12 protein-coding genes are annotated in these 12273 nt (G+C 56.5%); 5 read left to right on the forward strand and 7 right to left on the reverse strand.

Annotated features, from left to right (window positions below; all coding sequences use genetic code 11):
• Positions 1-13 precede the first annotated feature (13 nt).
• The 5 genes from ACQUQU_RS05980 to ACQUQU_RS06000 all read right to left on the reverse strand — a co-directional run bounded on the left by ACQUQU_RS05980 (position 14) and on the right by ACQUQU_RS06000 (position 5138).
• Complete coding sequence (locus tag ACQUQU_RS05980) at positions 14-655, reverse strand: response regulator (RefSeq protein WP_430462342.1); 642 nt, start codon at positions 653-655, stop codon at positions 14-16.
• Positions 652-2067 (reverse strand): cache domain-containing protein, encoded by a 1416-nt coding sequence (locus tag ACQUQU_RS05985; protein ID WP_430462343.1) that lies wholly within the window; start codon positions 2065-2067, stop codon positions 652-654. The genes ACQUQU_RS05980 and ACQUQU_RS05985 overlap by 4 nt, the downstream gene beginning before the upstream one ends.
• Before the next feature lie 69 nt (positions 2068-2136).
• Positions 2137-3429 carry a TRAP transporter large permease gene (locus ACQUQU_RS05990; RefSeq protein WP_430462344.1) on the reverse strand — a complete coding sequence of 431 codons (1293 nt, stop codon included), beginning with the start codon at positions 3427-3429 and terminating at the stop codon, positions 2137-2139.
• Positions 3426-3956 (reverse strand): TRAP transporter small permease subunit, encoded by a 531-nt coding sequence (locus ACQUQU_RS05995; RefSeq protein WP_430462345.1) that lies wholly within the window; start codon positions 3954-3956, stop codon positions 3426-3428. Before ACQUQU_RS05995 ends, ACQUQU_RS05990 begins: the two co-directional genes overlap by 4 nt.
• A 99-nt stretch (positions 3957-4055) precedes the next feature.
• Complete coding sequence (locus tag ACQUQU_RS06000) at positions 4056-5138, reverse strand: TRAP transporter substrate-binding protein (RefSeq protein WP_430462346.1); 1083 nt, start codon at positions 5136-5138, stop codon at positions 4056-4058.
• 598 nt (positions 5139-5736) lie between these two features.
• Between ACQUQU_RS06000 and chrA the strand changes: the two genes are divergently transcribed.
• The gene (gene chrA, locus ACQUQU_RS06005) at positions 5737-6849 is read left to right on the forward strand and encodes a chromate efflux transporter (RefSeq protein WP_430462347.1); all 1113 of its coding nucleotides are present in this window, start codon (positions 5737-5739) and stop codon (positions 6847-6849) included.
• A gap of 33 nt (positions 6850-6882) precedes the next feature.
• Here the strand turns inward: chrA and ACQUQU_RS06010 are convergent, their stop codons facing one another.
• Positions 6883-7479 carry a lytic transglycosylase domain-containing protein gene (locus tag ACQUQU_RS06010; RefSeq protein ID WP_430462348.1) on the reverse strand — a complete coding sequence of 199 codons (597 nt, stop codon included), beginning with the start codon at positions 7477-7479 and terminating at the stop codon, positions 6883-6885.
• On the reverse strand, positions 7473-9209 hold the full coding sequence (locus ACQUQU_RS06015; RefSeq protein WP_430462349.1) for a proline--tRNA ligase: 1737 nt from the start codon (positions 9207-9209) through the stop codon (positions 7473-7475). The genes ACQUQU_RS06010 and ACQUQU_RS06015 overlap by 7 nt, the downstream gene beginning before the upstream one ends.
• Positions 9210-9472: 263 nt before the next feature.
• On the opposite strand from ACQUQU_RS06015, the gene ACQUQU_RS06020 reads away from it, so the two are divergent.
• The 4 genes from ACQUQU_RS06020 to ACQUQU_RS06035 all read left to right on the forward strand — a co-directional run bounded on the left by ACQUQU_RS06020 (position 9473) and on the right by ACQUQU_RS06035 (position 12208).
• On the forward strand, positions 9473-10087 hold the full coding sequence (locus ACQUQU_RS06020; protein ID WP_430462350.1) for a DUF938 domain-containing protein: 615 nt from the start codon (positions 9473-9475) through the stop codon (positions 10085-10087).
• Positions 10080-10652 (forward strand): DNA-3-methyladenine glycosylase I, encoded by a 573-nt coding sequence (locus ACQUQU_RS06025; protein ID WP_430462351.1) that lies wholly within the window; start codon positions 10080-10082, stop codon positions 10650-10652. Before ACQUQU_RS06020 ends, ACQUQU_RS06025 begins: the two co-directional genes overlap by 8 nt.
• 182 nt (positions 10653-10834) lie before the next feature.
• On the forward strand, positions 10835-11254 hold the full coding sequence (locus ACQUQU_RS06030) for a GNAT family N-acetyltransferase (protein WP_430462352.1): 420 nt from the start codon (positions 10835-10837) through the stop codon (positions 11252-11254).
• An 81-nt stretch (positions 11255-11335) separates the two neighbouring features.
• Positions 11336-12208, forward strand: coding sequence for a potassium channel family protein (locus ACQUQU_RS06035; protein WP_430462353.1), 873 nt, complete (start codon positions 11336-11338; stop codon positions 12206-12208).
• Positions 12209-12273: the final 65 nt, after the last annotated feature.

Here is a 12273-nt window from a genome sequence, read left to right on the forward strand (position 1 = left end):
CGTGTGCGCAGACTCAGCGGCGCACGACCCCGTTGTCCAGCGCATAGCGGATAAGACCGGCGGAATTATTAATGCCCAGTTTCTGTTTGATTTTCAGACGGTGGGCTTCGACGGTACGTACCGAGATTTCCAGTTCGCGCGCAATTTCTTTATTGCCCATGCCTTCGGCCAGCAGTGCCAGCACGTCTTCTTCACGTGGACTCAGTACCTCTTCCAGCAGCGCGGCCCGTGGGCGGCCAAATTCACTGAATAGGGTTTTGGCGACACTGGAGCTGAAGTAGGTACCGCCCTGACAAACCGTCTTCACTGCCAGCACCAGTTCTTCCGGCGGTGCGTCTTTTAACACGTAACCGGCGGCGCCGGCCTGCACCACTTTCAGTATGTATTCGCGGTCATCGTGCATGGTGATGATCAGCAGGCGGATGTCGGGAAAGCGTTCGTGAAAGGCTGCGCAGGCGTCCAGACCGTTCATTACCGGCATCGAAATATCCAGCAGTACTACATCGGGTTTGTGCTCGGCAGCGGCTGCCAGCGCCTCTTCGCCGTTGGCAACGTCGGCAACGACGGTTAAACCTTCGCTTTCCAGACTGACTCTGAGTCCTTCGCGGACCATAGGGTGATCATCGGCAATGATGAGACGAATGGATTTGCTCATAAATTATTATTCTCGCGACTGATAGCACTGTCGGGGTTCAGGGAAAACGCGGCAGTGATAAGGGTACCTTGTGTTCGGCGGCTGCGGACACTGAATTTTCCGCCCACCAGTTCGACCCGCTCACGCATGTTCATCAGGCCGATACCGCTGGCGTCGTCTTCGAGTGAAAAACCACAGCCGTTGTCTTCCATTTCAACCAGAACCGACTGGTTGTTGTGCGTCACACGCAGGCTCACTTCGGTGGCTTTGGCGTGTTTCTGTACGTTGGTAATAGCTTCCTGTACCAAACGGTACAGCGTCATTTCAATGGCATCCGGTAAGCGGGTTTCCGGCAGGCGGATGCGGCGTTTAACGTTGATGCGGCCGTCGTTATTCAGGTCGTCGAGCAGACTGTGCAGCGCGGCTTCGAGGCCGAGATCGTCAAGCATCACCGGGCGCAGGTTGTGGGATACCCGGCGTACTTCCTGAATCGACATGTTGAGCATGTCGCCGGCTTTCTGCAGGTGCTCGCGGGCATCTTCCGCCGGCCATTTTTTATCGGCCAGATTCAGCCGTAATTTGGCGGAAACCAGCATCTGGTTAATGCCGTCGTGCAGTTCACGTGCGAAATTCCGCCGTTGCATCACCTGGAAAGCGACGGAACGCTGGGCCAGATCTTTCAGGCGGTCGTCGGCCAGCTGGGTGGCATGCACATTAATAATGATGACGATGACCACCACCAGAGCCAGGGTAACGACCAGCAGTACAGTGGCGGCGACAAAGGTGCGGCGCACGTTCATATCGACCCGCTCGCGCAGCGCTTTGGTCTGGGTGGCGATGTCGTCGACGTACATACCTGTGCCCATCATCCAGTTCAGGCGTGGAATATTCACCACATAGCTGAGTTTGTTGCGTTCACCGGACAGGGAAGGCTTGTTCCAGATATAGCGGAAGAAACCACCACCACGGGCCGCCAGCGACAGCAATTCGCGGATGACGTAATTGCCTTCGGCGTCCTGAAAATTCATTAAGTTCTGCCCGATCAGTTCAGGCTGGGTCGGGTGGACCAGATTATTTCCCTGCTGGTCGTAGACGAAAAAATAGCCGTCGTTGGCGTAGGTGAGGCCCGACAGAATGCGTTTGATCTCGTATTCGGCGCGTGCCTGTTCGAGGCCGTAATCCATTTCCTCGAGCACGGGGGTAATGGAGGTCATGGCCAGACTGACGTAGTCGAGCAGTGCCTGGCGCTTCTGCGCCAGCACATTCTCTTCAATGATGGCTACCTGCTGCTCTGCCAGTTGCTGTGCCTGCCGCTGGGTAATCCAGGTGATGGTCGCGGTCAGCGCCACCAGAGGCAGAATGGTTAACAGCAGAATTTTGGTTTTGAGCGTCAGGTCCATACCAGGTGGTCGGGACGGCATGAAAATATTCATAGCGAGACTCTGCCCTTTAAATACAACCGCGTCACCCGATAGTGACGCGGTTTATACCAAAGGCGCAGATCAGTCGATCAAACCATACCATTCCGGCACAACCATCAGAGAAATCACCACGGCCGCCTGCATAATGATGAAGGGGACAACGCCACGGTAAATATCGATGGTCCGCACATTCGCTGGCGCCACCCCTTTCAGATAAAAGAGGCTGAAACCAAACGGCGGGGTAAGGAAAGACGTCTGCAGGTTCATGGCAATCAAAATGGCAAACCACAGCGGGGCGATGCCCAGTGCGTTGGCCACCGGTGCCAGAATCGGCACGATGATAAAGCTGATTTCCACGAAGTCGATGAAGAAGCCCAGAATCATAATGGCCACCATCGACAGAATCAGGAAGCCCATCTGGCCGCCCGGCATATCCGACAGAATTTCTTCCACAATGTAGTCGCCGCCGGTATAGCTGAACGCCATTGAGAAGGCGGTTGCCCCCAGCAGAATGGCGAATACCATGGCGGTGATTTTCACCGTTTCCTGTGCCGATTCGTACACCATGTTCCAGCTGAACTGGCGGTACAGTACGGCCAGCACCAGAGCACCGACGCCGCCCAGTGCAGACGATTCGGTCGGTGTGGCAACACCGGCAAAAATGGAACCCAGCACCACCAGAATCAGTGCCAGTGGCGGGATAATGGCTTTCAGTGCGCGCATGTACATCTGGTGACGGTGTTCAACGTCGTCGTCCATCGGCAGGGCCGGTGCCGATTCCGGCTTGAGCCAGCTGTAAATCAGGATGTACACCACGTAACAGCCAATCAGTACCAGACCTGGCGCCAGCGCCGCCTGAAACAGATCGCCGACCGGAATGCCCAGCACGTCGCCGAGAATAATCAGAATAATAGAAGGGGGAATAATCTGACCCAGAGTACCCGACGCACAAATAGTCCCGCAGGCCAGGGATTTGTCGTAGTTGTACTTGAGCATCACCGGCAGGGAAATTAAGCCCATGGCCACCACAGACGCACCCACCACACCGGTGGAGGCTGCCAGCAGCGCGCCCACCAGAACGGTGGATATCGCCAGACCGCCGCGTACACCGCCGAACAGTTTACCCATGGCTTCCAGCAGTTGCTCCGCCAGACGGGTTTTCTGCAGCACGATGCCCATAAAAATAAACAGTGGAACCGCCATCATGGTGACGTTTTCCATGATGCTCTGAATGCGGAACGGCATGAAGGCGAAAATATCCGGGCCTTCGGCCAGAACACCGAAAATCAGCGCCACGCCGCCGAAGGTAAAGGCCACCGGGAAGCCGACAAGCAGCATCAGCAGGGCCACAAAAAACATGATAATACCGATCATAACAGGCCCCGGTCAGTGTGATGCACCTGGTTCGCTTTGTAGGTGATGATGCTGGAAAGAATCAGCGCAACACCGGACACAGCCGTTGCAAAAAAGGTAAACGGAATAACGGCTTTAATAATCCAGCGATTGCTTAAACCGCCCGGATCACCGGAGGTTTCACCGAGGGACCAGGCTTCGTGAGCGAAGTCGATACCGTACCAGCCAACCAGCAGGCAGAAGGGCAGCAGCAGGATCAGGCCACCGGCAATATCCACCACCGATTGTTTGTGTGCCGACAGGCGCTCATACACCAGATCGACCCGCACATGACCACCCGTGCGCAGGGTATAGGGGACACCGAGCATGAACATGGCGGCGAAGAAGTGCCATTCCAGTTCCTGCATCGCAATAGACACATCGTTCAGAACATAACGCATGACCACGTCGATAAAGACGTTGAGCAGCATCAGCAGAAAGAGCACGGCGGATAGGGTGCCCAGGAAATCGGAAAACCGATTAATGGCTTTTTCGGCCTTAACCAGCATGGTTCTCTCCCGTTTCGCGACAGCGCGCCTTGTGGGCACGTTGTGGCAGTTTGTTGTTATTCGAACCGGTCGGCGAACCGACCGGTGGTGACGGACGGATTACTTGGAAACAGAGATACTGTTCAGGTAAGCCTTATCCGAGATGTCTGTCCAGCGACGGATTTTCTTCATGTAGGCTGCCTGAGAATCGAGGATTTCTTTGGCAACCGGATCTTCTTTGGCTTTTTCAGCCAGCAGTTCGTCGTTGGCTTTGTGCAGAGCCGTCATCACGTCTTCCGGGAAGGTACGGATTTTCACGTTCGGATATTCGGTATCCAGAACGGCCATGTTTTCACCGGACTCGTGGTAAGACTGAATGTACATGTCGTAGGCAGCCGTGCGCATAGCGACGCGCAGGATTTCCTGCAGGTCGGCCGGCAGGCGGTCCCAGCTGCGCTTGTTGATCATGAACTGCAGTTCGGTCGCAGGCTCATGCCAGCCGGTGTAGTAGTAAGGAGCGATTTTGTGGAAACCCATGCGCAGGTCGAGTGACGGACCTACCCATTCCAGCGCGTCGATGGTGCGGCGTTCCAGCGCGGTGTACAGCTCACCCGGTGGAATGTTAGTTGGGCTTGCACCCAGTTTGGCCAGTACTTCGCCGGCGAAGCCCGGAATACGCATTTTCAGACCTTTCAGGTCATCGAGGCTGTTGATTTCTTTCTGGAACCAACCGCCCATCTGGTTGCCGGTGTTACCGCCCGGGAAGCTCAGTACGCCGAATTCGCCGTACACTTTTTCCATCAGCTGCATACCGCCGCCGTAGTAGAACCAGGCGTATTGTTCAGGTGCGGTCATACCGAATGGCATGGTGGTGAAATACAGGGTGTTCGGTACCTTGCCTTTCCAGTAGTAAGACGCGGAGTGGCCCATGTCGTACTGACCAGCACGCACCATGTCAAACACGCCGAACGGCGACTTGTGCTTGTTGGCAGAGTCGATGGTGATCTGCAGGCGGCCGTTGGACATTTTTTCGGCCATGGCGGCCATATTACGCGGCGCATCACCGAAGATCGGGAAGTTGGTCTGCCAGGTTTCAGCCATCTTCAGGCGATAGACTTTGTCGTCCGCCTGAGCGTTGCCAAACACGGCCAGAGAGCAGGCAGCCGCGATGACGACTTTTTTCAAGTGCGTTAATCGGATCATCGTTATTATCCTTTTCAGTGTTTGCAGAGCGTATGGGTGCCCACAGCATCGACCGCAGGCTTATTGATAGTCGCTCCCACGCCTCGGGGTGACTATTAGGGGGACTGCGGTTTTGTAGGTAGTAATTCAGGAGTGTAGTAGGTAGAAATACCAGCTCCATTGGTGGTCAGACCAATCAGGGGCGTTACTGCAGGGCTGTTGACTGGGCTGCAGGGCGCATAAACACTGGGGTTTTCAAAAATAGGGCGCTCTAAGAATGGTTCCTGTGCGCCGGGCGCAGATCAGGCGTTTGCCTTATGAGACTTTGGTCGTGTGAGGCATTATCAGAGCGGTTTCACCGGACTTTTACATGATTCGCGCAGCATCAGAGATCGGATAAGGCCATAAATCCGCTATAGAATCAGGCCCGGAATCTCGCTCAGAGTCAGAAGCTGAATCAGAAACCGCTGCGAGCGATGGATACCGCCGCAAAGGCTGAGGTTTTGGGCGTTTAACGGAAGCAATATTGGTGTCAGCACAGTTTCTCCGCCGCCTTGGCGGGCTTTTTACAACCTTCCTCTGGCTCGGCTGCACCAGCTTTGGCGGACCGGCCGTGCATATGGCGCGCTTTGAACAGACGTTTGTACGCAGGCTAGGCTGGCTCGGCGCCGGGGAATTCCAACAGCGGCTGGCGCAGGCACATCTGTTGCCCGGCCCGTCCTCCAGTCAGCTTGGCTTTGCCATCGGCCACCATCGTGCCGGACTCACCGGTGCCTTGCTGGCGTTTGTGGCGTTTACGCTGCCATCGGTGTTGCTGATGTTGCTGGCGGCCCTGCATCTGCACCGGTTGCCCACCGATTGGCTGGGGCTGCTCACTCACGGTTTTAAATTGGTTGCTGTGGTGGTGATTGCGGATGCGGTGTTGTCGATGGCGCGTTCGTTTTGCCGCACGTCACGCGGTGTCGGATGGGCGTTGCTGGCGCTGGCGGCCTCTGTGGCGGGCTTCTCCGTCGCCGTCATTGGTCTGCTGGTGCTTTTAGTATTAATGGCCGAGTGGATACTGCGTCGTCTTCTGCGAAAGCCACTGCAGACCCCGTTCTCAGTGCCCGCGTCTCCTGCGCCCGCTGAATTCATTCCGGGCAGTCGGGTGCTGTACCGCAGTGGCTTCTGGCTGGTCGTCTGGGCGCTTTTTCTTGCGGCCTCGTTTTATAGCGCTGGTGCCCTGTGGAGTGGATTTTATCAGGTCGGCACGTCTGTCTTTGGTGGCGGCCATGTGGTGCTGCCGCTGATGCAGCAGGCTTTCAGCGGCCAACTCAATGCGAATCTTCTGTTCAACGGCTATGCCGCCGCTCAGGCGGTGCCCGGGCCAATGTTTACGCTGGCGACCTATATTGGGGCCAGTTCAGTGCCGCAAGCGCCGGTCAGCGCTGCACTGATCGCCACTGCAGCGGTGTTTTTACCGGGCTTTTTATTGATGCTGGCATTTATGCCGGTCTGGCAATGGCTGCAAGGGATCAGGCCGGTAGCATCAGCGGTTGCCGCTCTCAGTGCGGCCATGGTCGGCGTGCTGGCGGCGGCAGGTCTGGTGGTTCTGGAAGCCGCGCTGCTTAGCGTCAGCGATGTGGTGCTGATTGGCGCCGGGCTGGTATTACTGCTGTGGAAACGGATTCACATTCTGCTGTTGATGGCCTTTATGCTGGCCACCGTGGCAGTACGTTATTGGTGGCTATGAAAGGGCCGGATGGCTGAAGACCAAAACCGTGAATTAATAATTCACAAACCAGTTTCTTTCCCAGGTCAGCATGACCTTTTCCGGGTATTTGGTGCGGCCGAGGCTGCCGTTGTAGCGGGCAAGGGCGCGGATCCAGTCGCCTTTTTCTTTATCCAGATAATGTTTAAGAATGGTGCAGCCGTAGCGCAGGTTGGTGGCGGCATTCATTAAATTATCGTCTGGGCGGCCGATTTCTTTTTTCCAGAACGGCATCACCTGCATATAGCCCTGAGCGCCCACCCGCGAAATTGCAAAGCGGTCGAAGGCACTTTCGACATGAATCACCGATAACACCAGTTCCGGCGACAGGCTGGCACGGGCCGCTTCGCGGTGCACCAGGCTCAAAAATTCCATGCGCTTTTTATTGTCCGGCATGCGTTTTTCCAATCGCCCGGACATATCGACCAGCCACACCTGAGCGTCAAATTCATCGGCGAATGAATCTGTGCTGTTGACCGCGCTCATCAAGGCCGCGCGCAGGTCGGGATCGACAGGGTCTGCCTGTGCAAAGGCAGGGAGCAGGCATAAAAAAGCCAGAACACGCGCAAGGCGTGTTCCGGCTTTCAGTAAGGCCGTCAGGCCGTTCAGCATTTCACCTGTTCTTGCAGGAAGCTGACGATATCGGCCAGCGCGATTTCTTTTTTCTCGCCATCACGACGGGCTGCGTATTCCAGCATGCCGTTTTCCAGACCACGGTCGGAAACCACCACGCGGTGCGGAATACCAATCAGCTCCATATCAGCGAATTTCACGCCCGGGCTGGTTTTCTTGTCGCGGTCATCCAGATACACATCGAAACCCGCGGCTTTCAGCGCTTCGTACAGTTCGTCGGTGGCTTTGGTCACGGCTTCGGATTTCTGGTAGCCCATCGGCACGATACCGATGTTGAACGGCGCGATAGCGTCCGGCCAGATAATGCCGTTGTCGTCGTGGTTCTGTTCGATGGCAGCGGCTACCACACGGCTCACGCCGATGCCGTAGCAACCCATGATCATGGTGCGCGCTTTGCCGTTTTCATCCAGCACAGTGGCGTTCATGGAGCCTGAGTATTTGGTGCCCAGCTGGAAAATGTGACCCACTTCGATACCGCGTTTGATGTCAAGGGTGCCGTTGCCGCAAGGGCTTGGATCGCCGACTTTGACGTTACGCAGATCGCGGACTTCCGGCAGAGCGCAGTCGCGTTCCCAGTTAAAGCCGCTGAAGTGTGCGTCTTTCTCGTTAGCGCCACAGATAAAGTCGGCCATGTGGGCGGCCGAACGGTCAACGTAGCATTTGGCTTTCAGGCCTTGTGGACCAACAAAGCCGGTAACGCCGCCAATGGCTGCGATTTCCGCGTCGGAGGCAAACTGCAGTGGGCTGGCCACACCGTCGATTTTTTCGGCTTTGATTTCGTTCAGTTCGTGATCGCCACGCAGGAACAGCACCACCGGCAGAGGCTCGCCTTCGGCTTTGTCGCTGGTGTGCTCACCGCGTACCACAATGGCTTTTAGCACGCTGGCAGCGTCGGTTTTCAGGAACGCAGCCACGTCGTCGATGCTGGTGGTCTCCGGTGTGGTGACTTTGGTCAGGGCAGCGGTGGCAGCCGGACGGTCACCGGCTGGTGTTACGGCTTCGGCCAGCTCGATGTTGGCGGCGTAATCGCTGCCGTTGGAGAACACGATGTCGTCTTCACCCGACTGCGCCAGTACCTGGAATTCGTGCGACTTGGCACCACCAATGGAACCTGTGTCGGCCATCACCGGGCGGAACTCCAGACCCATGCGGTTGAAGATGGCGGAGTAGGCCGCGTACATCTTGTCGTAAGTGTCCTGCAGGCTCTCTTCGGTGGTGTGGAAGGAGTAAGCGTCTTTCATGATGAATTCACGGGCACGCATCACACCGAAACGTGGACGGGTTTCATCACGGAATTTGGTCTGAATCTGGTACAGGTTCAGCGGCAGCTGTTTGTAGCTGCTGATGTTGTTGCGCGCCAGATCGGTGATCACTTCTTCGTGGGTAGGGCCAATACAGAAATCACGGTTGTGGCGGTCTTTTACGCGCAGCAGTTCGCCGCCGTACTGGAACCAGCGACCGGTTTCTTCCCACAGTTCGGCCGGCTGCACAGCAGGCATCAGCACTTCCTGAGCGCCGGCGCGGTCCATTTCCTGACGCACAATGGCTTCTACTTTACGCAGGGTACGCAGGCCCAGCGGCATCCAGGTGTACAGGCCGGCGGCCAGTTTGCGGATCATACCGGCACGCAGCATCAGCTTGTGGCTGACAACAACGGCATCTGCCGGGGTTTCTTTCTCGGTGGTCAGGAGGAATTGGGTGGCGCGCATAGCTGTCTGGGGTTCCCACGGTCTAGGTCGAAAATATCACCGGATTCTAAAGGTTAGGCGGCCTGCGGGCAATTTGTGCCGCTGGAGGACGGGCTAAAAAAGGCCGGTCATACGGGGCGTGGTTTAAGGTATGTGGCGGATGTGCGGCGGATATTGCCGTCCGCCACTACAGACTATGGTGCAACACAAATTTCACTAAGGCCCGCTTGCCGCCGTTGGGCGCTGTGCCATACTGCGCCATCCACAATTCCGCAGAGCCTGATATGGTCAACGTGCTGCCCGAAGATGCGCCGGTTTCTGAGGCCTGCGTGCGCAATCAGCAACCCATCTTTGACGTGCTGAAAGACGAACTGCACCCGCACGACGTGGTGCTGGAAATCGCCTCCGGCACGGGTCAGCACGCCGCCTTTTTCAGCAGCCGCCTGCCGTTTATCCGCTGGCAGCCGTCCGACCTGACCGAGCGCATCGCAGGCATCAACGCCTGGCGTCACCGCACCCAGTGCCACAACTTCCTGCCGCCTCTGGTGCTGGATGTCGGACAGGATCTGTGGCCGGTGAAGCAGGTCGATGCCGTGTTTGTCGCCAATATGGTGCATTTTGTCGGCTGGAATAAAGTACGCGCCATGCTGTCTGGTGTCGGACGGGTGCTGAAGCACACCGGCCGCGTGTTCTTTTACGGCCCCTTCAATTATCAGGGCCAGTTCACCAGCGACGGTAACCGTCAGCTGGACGCCTGGCTGAAAGCCCGCGACCCCGATTCCGGCATTAAGGATTTTGAGCAGTTTGTGCTGGCGGCGCGCCGCGAAAAGCTCAAAGTGCTGAAAGACATCGCCATGCCGGCCAATAACCGTCTGCTGATACTGCAAAAATATGTCTGATGCACAATTGCACGCCTGTCCCTGGGCTCAGGGCGATGATTATCTGGCGTACCACGATCAGGAATGGGGTGTGCCAAGCCACGATCGCCTGCGCCTGTTTGAAAAGCTCTGTCTGGAAGGGCAGCAGGCTGGCTTGAGCTGGATTACCGTACTGCGTAAACGTGAGCATTACCGGACATGCTTTCACGGCTTTTCACCGGAAAAAGTCGCGCACATGACCGATGCCCGCATCGAAACCCTGCTGACCGATGCCGGCCTGATCCGCAACCGGCTGAAGCTGTACGGCATTCGCAAGAATGCGCAGGCATTGCTGGCGCTGGAAGCGCAGGGCGTGGATTTTGTCGACTTTCTCTGGCAGTTTGTCGGCCACAGTACGATCGTTAATCACCATCAGTCGATGGCCGATGTACCGGCGGAAACAGCCGAAGCCAAAGCCATGAGTAAAGCCCTGAAAAAAGCCGGTTTTACCTTTGTCGGTCCGACCATCTGTTACGCCTTTATGCAGAGCATGGGGCTGGTGAACGATCATCTGACATCCTGTCCGTGTCACCCGGTGAATCAGTAACGGTTCACCGCGTGCTGGCAGTCCGTTGAATTCAGCGTTCTGACATAACACGCGTGGTACGGACAGCGCTTGTCGGCGCTGGTGAATAAGATCCTGTGTATAAGGGGCTGTGATAAGGTCCCTGCGAATAAGGCCCCATATATAAGGCCCCATATATAAGGCCCCATATATAAGGCTCCGCTATGACGTCTTTGCGTTACGCCGTTCAGGAAGCCATTTCCGGCGATCAGTTCCTGGAATTACTGAGCAACACCTCACTCGGGCCGCGTCGCCCGCTGCACGATAAAGCCTGCATCGAGGCCATGGCCGCCAACGGTAATCTGCTGGTGACCGCCTGGGACGGTGAGCAGCTGGTGGGGGTGGCGCGCTCAATGACCGATTTTGTTTTTGCCTGCTATTTATCCGATCTGGCGGTGCATGAGGCGTATCAGAAACGCGGCATCGGCCGTGAGCTTATTCACCTCACTCAGCAGCAACTCGGCCCGCACTGCAAACTGATTCTGCTGGCGGCGCCGGCGGCCAGTGAGTATTACGGTCCGCTGGGTTTCGATAAAAACGACCGCTGCTGGTTGCTTGAGCGGCACGTGTCGGTCAAAGGCTGATTGCCGGCCTCGTTTCAAGGCTGACGGACAGACCGCTGTGCGGCTACACTGGCGCCCGGATTTTCCCTGAGGACCGAACGCATGTCAGACCCAAGGCCGGACGCTGAAGCCGCCCCGAACGCCGTTAACAAGCCAACGCCTGCGCCAGCGCCGGACGCTGTCTCTGAAGCCGTGCCCGGTTTCGCCGCCCGTTTGCACGCCAGACTGGATGCCCTTTACCACGGCAGCGATCAGCGTGCGCATCAGTTCCGTCTGCTGTTGCTGGGCTTTGATGGCCTGACCATTCTGTATTTTATTGTCGCCACCTTTTTTCATTCGGTGGCGGCGCTGCACATTGTCGAAGAAGGCATTGGTCTGGTGTATCTGCTGGAATTGGCCGCGCGTCTGTTCATCAGCCGCAACCGCTGGCGCGACCTGCTGCACCCGGCAGGGCTGGCCGATCTGATTGTGATTGTGTCGCTGCTGATTCCCACACTGGCCGAAAACTTCAGTTTCCTGCGGGTTTTGCGTTCGTTGCGCCTGCTGCGTTCGTATCACATGCTGAAAGCCCTGCGTCAGGAGTCGGCGTTTGTCCGCCTGCACGAAGATGTGATTTTCAGCGTCATTAACCTGATGGTGTTTATTTTTGTTATTACAGCGGTGGTTTACGTCAGTCAGGTGGATATTAATCCGTCCATCGACGACTATGTCGACGCCTTGTATTTTACCGTGACCACATTAACCACCACGGGCTTTGGCGATATAACCCTGATCGGTACCAGCGGCCATTTACTGGCGGTGCTGATCATGATTTTCGGAATTTCGCTGTTTTTACGCCTGATTCAGACGGTTTTCCGTCCTGGCAAAATACGCTACGAATGCCCGGCCTGCGGTCTTAACCGTCACGACGCTGATGCGGTTCACTGCAAACATTGCGGCAACATTCTGCACATCACCACCGAAGGTCTCGACTGAGATACTGGCTCGGATCTGTTGCAGTGAAGCATTAAAAAGCGGCTGATTTTCAGCCGCTTTTTTTA

This window comes from Thalassolituus sp. LLYu03 (assembly GCF_050507655.1).
In the GTDB taxonomy this organism is placed as follows: Bacteria; Pseudomonadota; Gammaproteobacteria; order Pseudomonadales; family Oceanobacteraceae; genus Venatoribacter.